Origin of the sequence: Hymenobacter sp. GOD-10R (genome assembly GCF_035609205.1) — a bacterium.
Lineage (GTDB): Bacteria > Bacteroidota > Bacteroidia > Cytophagales > Hymenobacteraceae > Hymenobacter.
On record NZ_CP141184.1, the window covers coordinates 3,955,006 to 3,972,500 of the forward strand.

A 17,495-nucleotide genomic window follows, 5' to 3' on the forward strand; every position below is an offset into this window, starting at 1 on the left:
AAGGTGCTCTACTTTACCAAAGGCAACGCAGAAATGTCTTTCTATACCTAGGTTCAGATGCCGCGATTAGGGCGCAACTTACGCGCTGCTGGTCATTTTCGGCACTTTGCCCCTAGGTTAAAGCTGCTCACCTTTCAGGCCAGGCGAGTAGAAGGCCACTATTATTGTGAGCTGCAGAAAAGCTACTAGTTCGTCGACCTAGCTTCTCATTGTTGCGAATGTAGAAGTGCGCACCGTACAAGCCCGTGGGTATTTTCTGAAAAAAGCGGGGGCAAATTCTGTATAATGGGCTTTGTGCATGTTTAGTCTCCTCCTAGCGTGTACACCTAGCTTCTATAAAGCAAACACGCGGCAGCGCCTGCACCATGCAGACACTACCGCGTGTTATCACTCTAGCTCATAAAACCTAGCTCTGCTTCCAACCGGCGCGATAGTCGCGCTTCACGAAGCGGTTCACGTCATCTAGGTTGGTTACTTTCATCTGCTTGGGGTCCCACAGCAGTTCCACGCCGCGGCCAGGATAATCGACGCCGGAGCCAGAGGATTTGGGGCGCTGCACATCGTAGCCGCGAATAGCTAGGTTGGCAATCAGCAGCGCTTCCGTTAGGGGACCAGCTTGCTCGAAAGGTGAGCTTACTTGCTTGTTGCCGTAGCCAGCCAAGCAAGCCTCTACCCACTGCCCGTAGTGCCCGTCGGCTTGGCCCGGCACCCGTTCGTACTTCTGCTTCACCTTCACCTCTTGAGTGCGCGAAGTGGGCAGCAAACGCGGATCGGCCGAGTAAGTGCTGGCCATCATCTTGCCTTTTTTGCCGATGAAGAGGATACCGTTGCCATTATCGCCGAACATTTCGTTCGGACCTAGCTCGGCGGGACGTTCCGGCTGGATGCCGCCATCCATCCAGTGCACTTTTATGTCGCCCTTAGTTTTGTCAGTTTTGGGGAATGTGAGAACAACGTGGCTCGATGGCGGGCAGCTCTCGGGGAAGTAGCCACGCTTAAACTCGTCTACATATACGCTGCCCACGCTGGCTTGCACCGCTTTGGGATATGTCAGGCCGAGTACTTTGAAGGGTGCTTCCATCAGGTGGCAGCCCATGTCGCCGAGAGCACCGGTACCATACTCCCACCATCCGCGCCAGTTGAACGGTATTAGGTGATCAACGTAGGGGCGCTGGGGAGCCGTACCGAGCCATAAGTCCCAGTCTAGCTCCGATGGCACGCTGCCAGTTGTGGTAGGCCAAGCAATGCCTTGGGGCCACACGGGGCGGTCGGTCCAGCAATACACTGTGTGGACGTCACCGATGGTCTTGGCATCGTACCACTCTTGCAGCTGCCGCACGCCGTCGTTGGAAGCGCCTTGATTACCCATCTGCGTCACGACTTTGTAGCGTTTGGCGGCTTCGGTGAGCATGCGCGCTTCATAGATGTCGTGGGTGAGCGGCTTTTGCACGTACACGTGCTTGCCAAGCTCCATAGCAGCTAGGGTGATGATGGCGTGGTTGTGATCGGGCGTCGATACTGATACCGCGTCGATGTTCTTGGCTTCTTTGTCAAACAGCTCGCGCCAATCTTTATAATATTTGGCCTGTGGGAACGACTTAATCGATTTAGCAGCGCGACGATCGTCAACATCGCATAGGTAGCCAATACGTGCTTTGCCCGTTTTGGCAAAGGCCGCAATGTCGCTCTCGCCTTTGCCACCGGCGCCAATGCCAGCTACTACGAGTTGGTCGCTGGGAGCCGTGTAGCCTTTGCCACCGAGCACGAAGCGGGGCACAATCATGAAGCTAGCTGCCGCCGCAGCACTCTGCTTTATAAACTCGCGGCGTGATGGAGACTCGGAATTCTTGTTCATGGGTGGTTGAGGAGGCGGATAGATATATAGAGCGGGAAAAGGTATAAAAATTATCCGGCAATATCCTATCCCTTGCTTCTTCGCTCCTGCAATGCCACTTCAAGCATCTGCCTGCGCAAGCGCCGAAACAAGCGAGTGAGTATCGATGGCACTATTACTGCATACTCTGAGCTAGGCTTCTAACTCACAGTGTATTTCCTCTATTCCTACTCCTATGCAAAAACTATCTAGCGTATTGCTCATCGACGATGACGCAACAAACAACTTCCTCAATGAGCGCCTGTTAAACCGTTTAGAGGTAGCCGACCAACTGATGGTTGCCGAAACGGAACAAGACGCTCTCTTCTTACTTGCTGAGTTTGAAGAATCTCCACCAGCACTCATCCTCCTTGACATGGAAGTGTCAGGTACAGCAGGTGTTGAATTTCTGGAACACTACCAAGCCAAACAGCAGAAGCAAGCTACCGTCGTAGTTATGCACCCAGCTACTATGAATTCGCACGATCTAGCCCGCATGAATGGTCTATCCATCAATGGCATGATTAGCAAGCCCTTGACAGAAGAGAAGATTGATCAAATTCTTCAGCTTCATTTCCAACGCGCACTATCAGCATAAGTACCCTAGCTCTCGCGTACCTATCACGCAGGAAGGCAACCACAACAACCAAATCGTGGCTGCCTTCCTGAGACCCTTTGGGCTCCCCTTGCTGGAAAGCAAACGGTTTATATTAGCTGCCCATTTGTCTACTTTGCCGGAGCATTGTTGCACAATACTAAGTTTATAGTATCTAACTTAGCCGCTGGTTACTTGTTCCTGCTTTATTGACAGCCAGCTTGTGCTGTTTCCTGCCCTAATGAAGTACTTCTTCTCTCAGTTTGCAGCTCTAGCTTCCACTCTGGTTTTCTTGCTTGCCATGCAGTCCTCTGCTGCTCTGGCTCAAACAGCAGAGCGTCGTACCAGCATCGGAATAAACGGCAGTGTGTTGCAATACAAAGGAGACTTTGGTTCAGAGTATTGGCAGTTTACCCAGAAGCGCTACGCGCCCGGGCTTGCCATCAATCAATATTTAACAAAGGGTATTGACTTAAATGCCCAGCTTTTTTACGGTCAGCTAACCGGGCAGCCCAGCACCACTACCTCTTTTACTAGTACACTGGTCAATGCCAACGTAGGGTTCAAATTCAAGTTGAACAATGGTTGGGCGTTAAAAGAAAAAGCTGTTATTCAGCCATACTTGTTTGCTGGCTCGGGCTGGACTTTCGCTAGTCGAACGGGGCTGGCCGATGGTATTCGCATCAACACAGAGAAAGGCTATGTAGATGTGTTGGCCGGTGCAGGGTTGAATCTTCGTTTGGGCGGCAGCCTGGGCCTGTTTGTGCAGAGTAGCCAGCATCTACCAATGTACGCCGACTTGGATGGCCTAACCCAAGAAAAGCCGTCGCGATGGGCCGACCGGTTTTTGCAGCACACTGTGGGCCTGACGATCAACCTAGGTCAAGCGCCCGATGCAGATGAAGATGGTGTGCCCGATCGACTAGACCAGTGTCCTCATACGCCGAACGACATCGAAGTAGATGCCCACGGTTGCCCACTCGATGATGATAAAGATGGTGTCCCTAACTACCAGGATCAGTGCCCATCCATTCCTGGCAAGCCGGAAGTACATGGTTGCCCCGACAGAGACAACGACGGCGTAGACGACGTAGATGATGCCTGCCCAGATAAGCCAGGCTCCATTGAACTACACGGCTGCCCTGACACTGACCAAGATGGGGTGAGTGATTCGGATGATCAATGCCCGGACACGCCCGTTGGTACCGCAGTGAATGCACAAGGATGCCCTGCCCCAAGTGTGGCCTCCGACACGGTTGTTAGTACAAAAAGTGCTAGTTCAAGCCTTGATATCGATGGTGATGGTGTACCGAATACGGAGGACCGTTGCCCTGATCATGCAGGCCCTGTAACCAACCATGGTTGCCCCGAAATTCAGGCAGCGACTCGCCAACGCTTGCAGGAAGCAACCAAGCTGATTGGTTTTGAGCGTAACAATGCTACCCTGCTGCCTGCCTCCTATTCCACCCTTGATACTATCGCTCGCATTCTCACGCAGTACCCCGATTACTCATTGAGCATTGCTGGGCACACCGATAGTCAAGGTCCCGCAGCCTTCAACTTACGTTTGTCACGCGAGCGAGCTGCTTCAGCCCGTCGTTATTTGCTCGAGCGTGGGTTGCCGGAAGCACGCGTTGAGTGGCGAGGCTATGGCCCGCGCTATCCACTAGCGGCCAACACTACTGAGGCAGGACGCGCCCGCAACCGTCGAGTAGAGTTCGACCTGTTCTTAACTGGTGACCCCAATACTGCACAAGCTAAATACGGCCCCGAGCCAACACCATCTGCGCTGGTCACCCCGAAAAAAGGTAAAGCCACACCGCTCAAAAAGAAACCAGTACCTAGGAAGACAGTTAGCAAGCCGCGTTCAGGCAAGCAAACTATTAGAAAACAACCATCACGTACGCCGCGTAGGGCACCGAAGCAGCCTACGTTGGAATGGTAGGAGTATTAACACTGTACATTTAAGAAGCCTGGAGTACAACAAGCAAGCCCATGCACCTAAGTTGAAGCAACGACTAGGTGCATGGGCTTGCTGCTTTAAGGAATAGAAGAAGACTAGCGTACTATATAACGACACTGTCTCAGTATGCAGCTAAGTTGCTTATGTGAGCAATATTGCGGATTACACCTGCCTCCGCGGGCTAGGTTACATTACTCAGGTAATAGGATAAACAAAAAAGCCACCTAGCAAGCTAGGTGGCTTTTTCTGGACGTGGCCCCGATTGGATTCGAACCAATGACCGGCTGCTTAGAAGGCAGCTGCTCTATCCAACTGAGCTACGGGGTCGGAATAAAAATCCGGCCCGGTGACCGGGGCAATGTGTAAAATGTCGGGGTGGCAGGATTCGAACCTACGACCTCCTGCTCCCAAAGCAGGCGCGATACCGGGCTACGCTACACCCCGAAAACTAAATACTAAGCTTTCATTTTAGTTCGTTGAATAAAACTATTTCAATATTCAACAAACTAAAATTTGACTCAATAAGGACAACAGCGGAGAGAGGGGGATTCGAACCCCCGGTAGCCTTTAGAGCTACGGCAGTTTAGCAAACTACTGGTTTCAGCCACTCACCCATCTCTCCTAAGAGGGTCCCTTCCGTCTGAAGAGTGCGCAAATATACGACTAGAATGGAAAAACAAACCCTGTGATAAAAATTATCTTTCAACATCTTTGCGCAACGGCAGCAGAGTGGCTGATTAACTGAGTAGTTACCTATCAAAAAAATATTCTGTTAATCTATCCTACATACCTGCTTACTCACCGAAGTCATCTAATCTCTTGAATTGGGCATATTCGCTTTCCTGGCCTGAACTGACAGGTATCATCGCCTTCGCTTTACTCTACATAGGTTACGCGGTGCGCACTTGGCGGTTGGCAGCGCCGCTTGGGCAACGTGGTTGGCGCCTTGGCTGGAAGCTTGTCCTAAGAGGTCTTGCTTTCGCGTTACTGACAGTAGCGTTGCTAGGGCCAGCCTACGGGGTAACGCAGCAACCCGTCCGGACTGCCGGAAAGGACGTCTGGCTACTAGTAGACGTATCGCGCTCCATGGATGCCCCAGATGTAGCTCCAAGCCGGCTTCAAAAGGCGCAAGCTGAGCTTAGCGCACTTATTAGTCGTTTTCAAGCTGATCGAGTTGGCCTTATTGTATTTAGCTCCGAAGCGTACGTACAGTGTCCTCTCACCTATGATCAGAATGCCCTCCACTTATTCATTAATACTTTACAGACCAGCCTGATTACGGCTGGCAGTACAAACCTAGCTGCACCACTTGAGCTAGCGCTTACGCGCTTGCGTGCGACGCCCCAAGCACTAGGTGCTGCCCCACGAGCAGCTGTACTCGTGCTAGTCACGGATGGCGAGGACTTTGGGGAGAACTTAGAGCCGACCGTTCGGGTACTTACGCGTTCAGGTGCCCGGCTCTTTACTATGGGAGTAGGTACGCTGGAAGGTACACGCCTACTTCGGCTTAATGGCCGTGTTCTGCGCGACAGCCGGGGGCGCGAGGTAGTGAGCCGGTTGACGCCAACGCCGTTGCGTAGGCTTGCGGCCCAAACGGGAGGCCAATACTTTGAACTTACTGATCGTCGAAACGAATTTCCTCTATTAGTAAACGCCTTAAACCGCGTGGAAGGCCAAGCGGAGCAAGTACGCACCGTATCGGTTGCTGATAATAGATACCGCTACCCCCTAGCTTTAGCGTTGGTGTTGCTAGCCCTAGACGTTTTGTTGACCATTAGAGTAATTCGGCCGTGAAGATTGCCTTGATGATAGTACTTGTGATAGTAGGCGGCTGGGGTGGCCTCACGCGGGTACACAACCGGAATGAGGCAGCGCAGCAAGCCGCTACGCAGTACGCACGTGGCAACTTTGCCGCCGCCGCCAGCCTGTATCAACAAGCAGTAGAAGTGTATGGAGGTCACCAAGAGGAGTTGCTGCTCAACCTGGCTCAATCCTACGCTCGGGCCGGTCGTGTGGCCGAGGCGCAAGCCTATTATGGCCGTTTGCTCGCTAGCCACACGCGCACGGTACGTGGTACGGCGCAGCAACAGCTAGCGGTGTTACGAGCGCAGCAAGGAGAATATGCGCAAGCTGTTGGTTTGCTCCGCCAAGCACTGCTCACAAATCCGCGCAACGCTAATGCCCGCTATAATTACGAAGTACTCAGCAACTACCTAGCTCGAAATGGCAACTCGCCCCACATCCCGTCACCCGCGGCGGCCCAGCGTCGTAAGCAGGAACAGCAGCCGTTAGATGCTTCGAACAGCCAGCCCCAAGCAGGGGTGCAAGCGGGCAATCAGCAACAAGGGCAACTGGATGACCTCACGCAGCCCGATGACCCACGGAATCCTCAACAAGCAAAACAAGCCCCAAACGGTCAGCGTGACCCTAATCAACAGAGCACCACCGACGGTTCAACAGCACAGGGAGGGTTCCAACCTGGCGTTGGTACCCGGCGCAATGTAGCTAGCGGCACCGAGCCTGGTACTACCCGTGGGCTCGATACAGATGCTGAAGGTTCCGCTTCAGGACGCCATCGGGCAGGTACCGATCCAGCTATGCTCAACGAAGCGCAGTTGCAAACACAACGCGCACGGCTTCAGCAAATGAATCTTAGCACGGGTCAAGCTAGGCAACTGCTAGAAGCAATGAATACCGCAGAGCAGCAGTATTTACAGCAAATTCCTCACAAAGCTGCTAGCAAGCCGGCCCCTAGCCAACCTGCCTGGTGATCGTAGCGCCGCTTTGTTAATAGGAATTGTTGTTAGTATGGGAGAAAGAGCAACGGAAGCCTAGCTAATGCGGTGCACATTTGATAGGAAGTGCATGCTTTCTTCTTTACTCCCTAAAAGTCTCGTAGCGCGAGCACCTAGCTGTGCTTTTCGCGCCTGCACCACTCCTGTGCTAGCATGTTCTTAAATTAGCACTTCTTCATCCACCCAAATAGTACCACAGAACCACCCTTTTTATGCAGACCAAAGAAGTTTATGTTGTTGCTGCCGTCCGAACGCCGATTGGCAGCTTCGGTGGCGCGTTATCATCTTTATCAGCCACGGAGCTAGGGGGCATTGCCTTGAAAGGTGCTTTAGACAAGGCAGGCATAGCACCCAGCGAAGTACAGCAGGTGATAATGGGGAATGTTATTTCGGCTAACCTAGGTCAAGCGCCTGCTCGGCAAGCTGCTCGCAAAGCAGGTCTTCCGGACACCGTGGAGTGTGTTACGGTTAACAAAGTATGCGCTTCTGGCTCCAAAGCCATCATGTTTGCGGCCCAAGCTATTATGCTCGGGCAGGCCGACGTGATTCTGGCGGGAGGTATGGAAAGCATGTCTAATGTGCCGTATTATCTCGATAAAGCACGGTTCGGTGCTAAATATGGCCATGGTCAAATGATTGACGGCCTAATGAGAGACGGACTTTGGGATCCGTACCATGACTACGCAATGGGCAACGCGGCTGAGAATACGGCTAAAGAAATGGGCTTTACTCGTGAGCAGCAGGACGAATTTGCTATCGAATCGTACCGCCGCAGTGCTCAAGCGGCGCAAGCCGGCAAGAAGAAGGATGAGATTGTCCCTGTGACCATCGAGAGCCGCGGCAAAACCGTGGTGGTAGAAGATGATGAAGAGTATCTCAAAGTTGACTTTGCCAAAGTACCCGGCCTAAAACCAGCCTTTTTGAAAGAAGGAGGTACCGTGACAGCCGCTAATGCCTCGACACTCAACGATGGCGCAGCCGCGGTGCTACTCATGAGCAAGGAAAAAGCCGAAGAGCTAGGTGTCACGCCGCTGGCGAAAATTCTAGGTTTCGCCGACGCCGAACAGGCACCCGAGTGGTTTACGACCTCTCCCTCCCTAGCTATTCCGAAAGCGCTTAAGCATGCTGGCATTACAGCACAGGAAGTTGATTTCTATGAGATCAACGAGGCTTTTTCTGTTGTATCGCTCGCCAACAACAAGCTGTTAAACTTGGAAGGAACCAAGGTAAATGTGTACGGAGGCGCGGTGTCACTGGGCCATCCGCTCGGGGCCTCCGGTGCCCGTATTGTCACCACATTGGTAAACGTGTTGCGCCAGGAAGGCGGCCAGATTGGTGTGACTGGTATTTGCAATGGTGGCGGTGGAGCCAGCAGTATTGTGCTTCAAAAGCTCTAGATTTTCAGTAAAAACACCGTAAAGCCCGCATTTTTTTTGAAAATGCGGGCTTTTTTGCTATATTTTTAAACTTTTGAATTTATTTTTACAAAATTTGATTCGTAACGCAACGAGACTTGCGACACCTTACGAGCTACGTCAAACGCTATTGCCTTTCTCTACCCGCCACGACATAACCAATACCGATGAAGCCATCTAGCGCTGAAGTCCCAGGTTTGTACCGTTCAGAATTTGAACATGACTCCTGCGGAACCGGATTTATCACCACAATCAATGGGCATCGCTCCCATCAGATTATTAGTGATGCTCTCACGATTTTGGAAAATATGGAACACCGTGGTGCTTGCGGCTGCGATTCCGATTCCGGCGATGGGGCAGGCATCCTACTCCAGGTACCGCACGAGTTCTTCTTGGAAGAGTGTTTGGCGCTGAACATGCGCCTGCCCGAGCCCGGCTGTTATGGCGTAGGCATGGTCTTCATGCCAAAGAAGATTGCCGCTAAAGCAGAGTGCCGCGCCATTATCAGCCAAGCGGCTGAAAAGCTAGGTCTGCCCCTGCTGGGCTACCGCAAAGTGCCCGTAAACCCCAATGGCATCGGCGAGACGGCACTGGCAGCAGAGCCCGATATGGAACAGGTATTTTTTGCCCGTCCCAATCATATCCGCACGCCGGAGGATTTCGAGCGCAAACTGTATGTGTTGCGTCGCTTTATCACCAAAACGGTGAATGCTACGTCCGACAAGCAGGTGGCCGATAGCTTCTACTTCACGTCGCTTTCGTGCCGGGTTATTATCTACAAGGGACAACTAACGACCTTCCAGGTTCGCAACTATTTCCCTGATCTGTCGGACGAGCGTGTGACGTCGGCCTTCGGCATGATTCACTCACGCTTCTCTACCAATACGTTCCCGTCGTGGAAGCTAGCCCAGCCGTTCCGTATGCTGGCTCACAACGGCGAGATTAATACGCTCACAGGCAACCTCAACTGGTTTTATGCCGGCTTGCGCTCTTATGCGTCGCCCTACTTCTCGAAAGAGGAGATGGACATGCTGCTCCCAGTGATTGATACCAATCAATCAGATTCGGCCTGCCTCGATAACATCATTGAAGTGCTACTGCACTCGGGCCGTTCGTTGCCCCACGTAATGATGATGCTAGTGCCAGAAGCTTGGGATGGCAACGAGCAGATGGATCCGCTTAAGAAAGCCTTCTATGAGTTCCATGCTACCTTCATGGAACCGTGGGACGGCCCGGCGGCTCTTACCTTTACCGACGGCAAAATCATTGGCTCGATGCTAGACCGCAATGGTCTGCGTCCGCTGCGCTATGTGGTGACCAACGATGGCCGCGTGCTGGTAGCGTCCGAAGCTGGTGTGCTCACCATCGACGAGAAGACCGTTGTAGAGAAAGGTCGTTTACAGCCCGGCAAGATGTTCCTAGTAGACACTGCTGCCGGCAAGATCATCACCGACCAAGAAATTAAGACGGAGCTAGCTACCCGGCAGCCTTATGGCCAATGGCTAGAAAACTATAAGATTCGCTTGGAGGAGCTTCCGGAGCCCCGCGTGGCCTTCACAGAGCTAGCTAGCGAGTCGGTGTTCCGTTATCATAAGGTATTCGGCTACAGCCGCGAAGATATCGAAACCATCATCAAGCCAATGGCGCTTGATGGCAAAGAGCCCATTGGCTCCATGGGTACCGATGTACCGCTGGCCATCCTCTCCGATCGTCCTCAGCACTTATCTAGCTATTTCAAGCAATTCTTTGCACAGGTAACGAACCCTCCTATCGACCCCATCCGGGAGCGTTTGGTGATGAGCTTGGCGACATTTATTGGCAACAATGGCAACATCTTGGACGAGGACAAGATGCACTGCCACTGCGTCGCTCTGCGCCAGCCTATCCTGACGAACTTAGAACTTGAGAAGCTTCGCAGTATTGACACGGGCATGTTCAATGCCAAGACACTGCAAACCTATTTCAAGGCCGATGGCAAGCCGGGCTCTTTGAAGAGCGGCTTAGATCGTTTGTGCCGCTATGCAGAAGATGCGGTGGAAGACGGGTTTGAGGTTCTTATCCTCTCCGACCGTGCTGTCGACTCGGGCCACGCTCCTATTCCATCGTTGCTCGCCGTATCAGCGGTCCACCACCATCTCATCAAGAAAGGCTACCGGGGCTCTGTTGGCTTGGTAGTCGAAGCAGGTGATGTGTGGGAAGTGCATCACTTCGCCTGCTTGCTAGCTTTTGGCGCTACTGCCATCAATCCGTACCTAGCTCTTGCTAGCTTGTACACGATGAAGAGCCAAGGCAAGCTGGAAACTTCGCTCGACATCAAGCAGCTCAATAAGAACTACATCAAAGCGGTATGCGATGGGTTGCTGAAGATCTTCTCGAAAATGGGAATTTCGACGCTTCAGTCGTATCACGGCTCTCAAATCTTCGAGATCCTAGGTATCCAGCAGGATGTGGTTGACCGCTACTTCACCGGCGCGGTTACTCGCATCGGCGGCCTCGACTTGGACAGCATTGCGCGCGAAACGCTCTATAAGCACAACAACGGCTTCAGCGACAGCGATTCGGAGCAGCACTTGCTACCAGAAGGTGGTGTATATCAGTGGAAGCGCCGTGGCGAAGCCCACTTGTTCAATCCGCAGACGGTGCACTTGCTACAAAACGCAACGCGCACCGGCAATTACGAGGTGTACAAGAACTACGCAGCTTTGATCAATGAGCAAGGCAGCAAGATGTTCACCATCCGTGGTCTGCTAGACTTTGCGCATCACCGTGAGCGTATTTCCCTAGACGAAGTTGAGCCAGCGGAAAGCATCATGAAGCGCTTTGCAACGGGTGCCATGTCGTTCGGCTCTATCTCGCACGAAGCCCACAGCACCCTAGCTATTGCCATGAACCGCATCGGCGGCAAGAGCAATACGGGTGAGGGTGGCGAAGATCCGCTACGCTATGAGAAGATGGCTAACGGCGACTCCATGCGTTCAGCCATCAAACAGATTGCGTCTGCTCGTTTTGGCGTTACGGCTCACTATCTCACCAATGCCGACGAGCTTCAGATCAAGATGGCGCAGGGCGCTAAGCCTGGTGAAGGGGGCCAGTTGCCCGGCCATAAGGTTGACGAGTGGATTGCTAAAGTACGCCACTCTACTCCTGGCGTGGGCTTGATTTCGCCACCGCCTCACCACGATATCTATTCTATCGAAGACCTAGCTCAGCTGATCTTTGACCTGAAGAATGCTAACCGCGCTGCCCGCATCAACGTGAAGCTGGTTTCGAAGGCTGGTGTAGGAACCATTGCGGCAGGCGTGGCCAAAGCTCACGCCGACGTAATCCTGATTGCAGGTTACGATGGTGGCACGGGTGCTTCGCCTATTAGTTCGATCAAGCATGCAGGTTTGCCCTGGGAGCTAGGTCTCGCTGAGGCGCACCAAACGCTTGTGCGGAACAAACTCCGCAGCCGTGTGGTCCTGCAAACTGACGGTCAGCTCAAAACGGGTCGTGACTTAGCTATTGCGGCGCTGTTAGGTGCCGAAGAGTGGGGTGTAGCAACAGCAGCACTCGTAGCAGGCGGCTGCATCATGATGCGCAAGTGCCACCTGAATACCTGCCCAGTTGGCGTTGCAACCCAAGATCCTGAGCTGCGCAAGCTGTTCAGCGGTCAGCCCGAGCACATCGTGAACCTGTTCCGCTTCCTGGCTGAAGAGTTGCGCGAAATCATGGCTGACCTAGGTTTCCGTACCGTTAACGAGATGGTAGGTCGCACACAGTTCCTCAAGATGAAGGATGGCCTCGACCACTGGAAAGCCCGTCAGTTGGACCTCTCTGGTCTGCTGGCTCCTGTCTCGAATCCTTCTGGTGCTACTCTATATAATAGCGAAGCGCAAGATCACGGCATTGACGCGGTACTCGACTGGGAATTGCTGGCGAAAGCCGGACCAGCTCTTGACGAGAAAACGCCGGTATTTGCTTCTTTCAAGGTTAAAAATACCGACCGTACCTTGGGCACGTTGCTCTCCAATGAGGTAACAAAACTTTACCACGGTGCTGGTTTGCCCGATAATACCATCAACTTCAAGTTCTACGGATCAGCAGGCCAGAGCTTTGGTGCTTTTGCCGCGAAGGGCTTGTCTTTTGAGCTAGAAGGTGAGGCGAACGACTATGTTGGCAAAGGCCTGTCGGGTGCTGAGCTAGCTATCTATCCGGCCGCTGAAAGTCAGTTTGTGCCCGAAGCGAATATTATTATTGGCAACGTGGCGCTGTATGGCGCTACTTCTGGTGAGCTGTATGTGCGCGGTCAGGCCGGCGAACGATTTGCCGTACGTAACTCGGGTGCAGTGGCTGTAGTGGAAGGCGTTGGTGACCACGGCTGCGAATACATGACAGGTGGTCGCGCTCTTATTCTAGGCAAAACAGGCCGCAACTTCGCGGCAGGCATGAGCGGCGGTATTGCCTGGGTATATGACCCCGATGGCACATTCCCAGACAACTGCAACCCCGAAATGGTAGAGCTGGAGGGCCTAGACTCGGAGGACGAAGCCTATATCCAGAAGCTGTTGCACAAGCACCGGCGCCTCACGCAAAGCCGCCTGGCCGACGATCTGCTCAATAATTGGGCAACAGAAGCCAGCAAGTTTGTAAAAGTCTTTCCGTCGGAGTATAAAAAGGTTGTTCAACAAGCACAATATCAAGCCGCTCGCTAAGTCATGGGAAAAGTAACAGGATTCAAAGAGTTCGACCGGGAGCTACCCATTAAGCTGCCAGTTGTGGAGCGCGTGAACAACTATCACGAGTTCGTAGGTAAATATTCTGCGCCAGAGCTCAACCATCAGGCGGCCCGCTGTATGAACTGCGGCATCCCGTTCTGTCATTCGGGCTGCCCACTTGGCAACATTATTCCGGAGTTCAACGATGCAGTTTATAAGGAGCAGTGGGAAGAGGCTTACAGCATCCTTTCTTCCACCAACAATTTCCCTGAGTTTACAGGTCGTATTTGCCCAGCTCCCTGTGAAGCGTCTTGTGTCTTAGGTATCAATAGGCCACCGGTCGCTATCGAAGAAATTGAGAAGCATATCATTGAAATTGCGTATAGCAAAGGGTACATAAAAGCGGCTCCTCCCCTGCTGCGCTCTGGTAAAACGGTGGCCGTTATTGGCTCTGGTCCTGCGGGTCTAGCTACGGCAGCACAGTTAAACAAGGCAGGGCACAGTGTTACTGTTTTTGAGCGCGATGACGTGCCCGGCGGCTTGCTGCGCTACGGAATTCCTGATTTCAAGCTTGAGAAATGGGTTGTTGAGCGCCGTGTTCAGATTATGCAGGAGGAAGGCATCATCTTCCAATGCGGTGTAGAAATCGGCAAAGACCTCCCCGCTTCCACACTACTCCGCGACTTCGACGCGGTGGTGCTAGCCGGTGGCTCCACCATCCCACGTGACCTGAAAATTCCGGGCCGAGAGCTAAAGGGTATTTACTTTGCTATGGATTTCCTAAAGCAACAGAACAAGCGCGTTAGCGAGCGAGAGATTACGCAAGAGCCCATCTTAACCACTGGCCACGATGTAGTTGTTATCGGCGGTGGCGACACAGGCTCCGACTGCGTAGGTACTTCCAACCGCCAGAAGGCAGCTAGCGTTCGGCAGTTTGAAGTGATGTTCCAGCCACCAAAGGAGCGGACTCAACACATGCCCTGGCCAACGTACCCGATGGTCCTTAAAACGACTAGCTCTCACGAAGAAGGCTGTGAGCGTTTTTGGGGAGTCAATACAAAAGCGTTTATCGGCGATGAAGATGGCAACTTAAAAGCGTTGCGTGTATCAGATGTCTCTTGGGAAACAGACTTGATGGGCCGACCAAGTAAGTTCTCTGAAGTAGAAGGCTCCGAGCGGGAAATTCCTTGCCAGCGAGTATTTCTCGCTATGGGCTTTCTGCATCCACAACGTCAGGGCTTGTTAGAGCAGCTAGGTGTAGAGTTGGACGAGCGAGGCAACGTAAAAGCCCGTGAAGGCTCTTTCCAAACAAGCGTACAGAAAGTATTTACTGCTGGCGATATGCGCCGCGGTCAATCTCTAGTTGTATGGGCTATTTCTGAGGGCCGGGAAGCTGCTCGTAGAATAGATTTGTTCCTCACTGGTAAAACCTCCCTGCCTAGCAAAGATGCCGTAAGCATGTTCGCATAGAGTACAGCTTATGCCGAACGTAAAAAAGCCTCGTTGTACTTACAACGAGGCTTTTTTACGTTCGGCATAAGCTGTACTTCTAGTTAATATCTCATCTCACTCAATTGTCAAGCGCTTGCTATAACTAGTGTCTACGTGAAAGAACTAGTCATGCCAAATTAGTTTGGCGCGACTGTAGCTCATTGCTTCTGCTATTATGCTACAAGAGAAGGCGCGACTCTTATATAGTAATTAGTCTGGCTTACTAATTTTTAACTAGCATGTTTTCCATCTTACTTTTCCAATTAGGCTCTACCTAGTCAACTTAAGTAAATGTGCATAAGTGGCTTGAGCCTGTTGCCTATCCAATTATCACCTTCCGTTAACTACAAAGCGTACTTTATGGCGCTTTTCCCCGTTTTGATCTACATGAAACGTTTGTTCTTGCTGCTCTCACTTGTTTGCTGTGCTTCTTCTATTACCCACGCGCAGAAGTTGCGTCGCTTCGTCACATACCGAGACTCCACAAATACTAGCATCCGTGAAGTTTACTCAGCAATAGTAGGTGCTGACACAGTAATGGAAGGATCATACAAACGTTTTTATAGATCTGGCAAAATCGAATCCCAGACCCGTTACGCTGGCGGCAAACGAGACAGTGCATATGTAGAGTATCATCCGAGCGGTCAACGCCGTCTAGAAGTCACCTACCGACAAGGAATTCGACAGGGACCGTTCAAAACCTACTATGAGACAGGGAAAGTAGCGCAGGAAGGTACCTACGAGAATGACCAGCCTACTGGCATCTTGCGGACTTATCATCCCAATGGCGAAGTAAAATTAGAAACTACTCTCACCAATGGTCAACCGGCTGGTGCAGTCCGAGAATTGTATCCGTCTGGCAAACCTAGAGTTGAAATCACTTATCAAAATGGCCAAGCAAACGGCCCAGTGAAAACCTTCTACCCTAATGGACAACTCCAAAGTGAAGCTACTTATCGGGGCGGTCTATTGGCGGGCGCTTACAAAACATACTATGATAATGGTCAAGTTGAGACTGAGATTCTAGCCGATAAAGCTGGCCGCGGTAGCTATCATAGCTATTACCCGTCTGGTAAGCTTCGCACTGAGGGGAATTACGTAGCTGCCGCTCTAACAGGTCGTAGTATAACAAACCCTTTAGCTGATGATCTTACAAAACGTGCTACGTCTCTGGCAGGTGGCACCAGCAACCTAGATGGTCCTGCCAAAGCCTATTATGAAAGCGGAACTATTCGCAGTAAGATGACATACCGTAATGGCACGCTTACTGGTCAGGCCCAAGATTTCTTTGAGTCAGGAAAAATCGAGCGTGAGACAGACTATGCAAATCAGGCACGCGACCGTAAAGTCACGTCGTATTTTCCCGAAGGAGGAGTTCATCAAGAACAGCAATTCAAAAACAACCTACCCGTTGGTATCTGGCGTACTTTTTACCCTGCTACTAAACAAGTGCAAAGTCAGGAGACCTACGTAGCAGGTAAACTGTCAGGAGAAAAACTCACTTATTATCCTAATGGAACTATACAAACTCGTCTTTCCTATGAAAATGGCCGTCCAGTAGGCCTTGGACAAGAGTATTATGTATCAGGAAAAATCAAGGCGGAAACCACTTACGTAAAAGGCATCAAGCTAGGCCCTTTTAAGCAATTTAGAGAGGATGGCACTGCAGAAGTAACAGGTGCCTACCGTAACAATAAGGAAACTGGAGTGTGGACGTACTTCGGTCTAGATGGAAAAACCATCAGCCAAAAAAAGACATTCAGAAATGGCCAAACTGTCCCATCTGGGCTCAAGTAAAGCTTTAATAGTACTTCACTGGAGTAGATTCACAAAAAATGTAGAGACACTTCTTGCAATCTTAAATGCGTTTACTACTTTTGCACCCCGTTCATGAGCAATCGGCTCTCAGAGGAAACGTAAGAGCAACTTTGAAAAAATTCTTGTAGTGCTTGCGAAAGACTAACATCATTTTGTATCTTTGCAGCCCGTTTCAGCTGGAAGCGGTTATAGTACTCCGGTTAACGTAGCGGAGTAAAAAAAAGTTAAGCGGGCAGTTGGTTCAACGAAAAACGCTTCGTACCTTTGCCCTCCCAAACGGAAAAGAGCTTTGCTGCTCGCTTCTGCACCGGCGCACCGATTGGGCGCGCCGCCCGTTCTTTGAGTGATTGGAAAAGACAAACAGGTAAGGCTGCCCGCCTAGGCAACTAGGTCGGTAGCAAGCGCTTGGCAGCTCCTGACTCTACAACGAGTTGGGTGGCACAAGACATCGGCCCTGCTTCGGCAGGTGCTAAGAGTATTATACAATGGAGAGTTTGATCCTGGCTCAGGATGAACGCTAGCGGCAGGCCTAATACATGCAAGTCGAACGGGCGGTAGCAATACCGCTAGTGGCGCACGGGTGCGTAACGCGTAACCAACTTACCCACTACTGGGGGATAGCCCGCCGAAAGGCGGATTAATACCGCATATACCAGCAGCCTGGCATCAGGCAATTGGGAAAGATTTATTGGTAGTGGATGGGGTTGCGTAGCATTAGCTAGATGGCGGGGTAACGGCCCACCATGGCGACGATGCTTAGGGGACCTGAGAGGGTGATCCCCCACACTGGCACTGAGATACGGGCCAGACTCCTACGGGAGGCAGCAGTAGGGAATATTGGGCAATGG

9 protein-coding genes, 3 tRNA genes and 1 rRNA gene (1 of these 13 running past the window's edge) are annotated in these 17,495 nt (G+C 51.8%); 9 read left to right on the forward strand and 4 right to left on the reverse strand.

Translation table 11 applies throughout. From position 1 onward, the window contains the following. Positions 1-406: 406 nt before the first annotated feature. Positions 407-1,855 carry a Gfo/Idh/MocA family oxidoreductase gene (locus SD425_RS15770; protein ID WP_324670904.1) on the reverse strand — a complete coding sequence of 483 codons (1,449 nt, stop codon included), beginning with the start codon at positions 1,853-1,855 and terminating at the stop codon, positions 407-409. 214 nt (positions 1,856-2,069) lie between these two features. Between SD425_RS15770 and SD425_RS15775 the strand changes: the two genes are divergently transcribed. Further along, entirely contained in the window at positions 2,070-2,471 is a 402-nt protein-coding gene (locus tag SD425_RS15775; RefSeq protein WP_324670905.1) for a response regulator, read from the forward strand. Between the two features lie 298 nt (positions 2,472-2,769). Next, positions 2,770-4,413 carry an OmpA family protein gene (locus SD425_RS15780; protein ID WP_324670906.1) on the forward strand — a complete coding sequence of 548 codons (1,644 nt, stop codon included), beginning with the start codon at positions 2,770-2,772 and terminating at the stop codon, positions 4,411-4,413. A gap of 271 nt (positions 4,414-4,684) precedes the next feature. Here the strand turns inward: SD425_RS15780 and SD425_RS15785 are convergent. The 3 genes from SD425_RS15785 to SD425_RS15795 form a co-directional block, all read right to left on the reverse strand. Further along, positions 4,685-4,758, reverse strand: a tRNA-Arg gene (locus tag SD425_RS15785). A gap of 43 nt (positions 4,759-4,801) precedes the next feature. After that, positions 4,802-4,875: transfer RNA gene (locus SD425_RS15790), tRNA-Pro, on the reverse strand. A gap of 90 nt (positions 4,876-4,965) precedes the next feature. Beyond that, positions 4,966-5,053: transfer RNA gene (locus SD425_RS15795), tRNA-Ser, on the reverse strand. A 197-nt stretch (positions 5,054-5,250) separates the two neighbouring features. Between SD425_RS15795 and SD425_RS15800 the strand changes: the two genes are divergently transcribed. The 7 genes from SD425_RS15800 to SD425_RS15830 all read left to right on the forward strand — a co-directional run. Next, positions 5,251-6,225, forward strand: a complete 975-nt coding sequence (locus SD425_RS15800) for a vWA domain-containing protein (RefSeq protein WP_324670907.1) — start codon at positions 5,251-5,253, stop codon at positions 6,223-6,225. An 11-nt stretch (positions 6,226-6,236) separates the two neighbouring features. Beyond that, on the forward strand, positions 6,237-7,202 hold the full coding sequence (locus SD425_RS15805) for a tetratricopeptide repeat protein (RefSeq protein WP_324670908.1): 966 nt from the start codon (positions 6,237-6,239) through the stop codon (positions 7,200-7,202). A 236-nt stretch (positions 7,203-7,438) separates the two neighbouring features. Further along, complete coding sequence (locus SD425_RS15810; protein ID WP_324670909.1) at positions 7,439-8,623, forward strand: acetyl-CoA C-acyltransferase; 1,185 nt, start codon at positions 7,439-7,441, stop codon at positions 8,621-8,623. 185 nt (positions 8,624-8,808) lie between these two features. Further along, positions 8,809-13,335: a glutamate synthase large subunit gene (gene gltB, locus SD425_RS15815; protein ID WP_324670910.1), complete on the forward strand. Its 4,527-nt coding sequence runs from the start codon at positions 8,809-8,811 to the stop codon at positions 13,333-13,335. A 3-nt stretch (positions 13,336-13,338) separates the two neighbouring features. Next, on the forward strand, positions 13,339-14,808 hold the full coding sequence (locus SD425_RS15820) for a glutamate synthase subunit beta (protein ID WP_324670911.1): 1,470 nt from the start codon (positions 13,339-13,341) through the stop codon (positions 14,806-14,808). 381 nt (positions 14,809-15,189) lie between these two features. Then, entirely contained in the window at positions 15,190-16,626 is a 1,437-nt protein-coding gene (locus tag SD425_RS15825; protein WP_324670912.1) for a toxin-antitoxin system YwqK family antitoxin, read from the forward strand. Positions 16,627-17,129: 503 nt separating this feature from the next. Next, positions 17,130-17,495, forward strand: a 16S ribosomal RNA gene (locus SD425_RS15830); it runs 1,149 nt beyond the window's last position.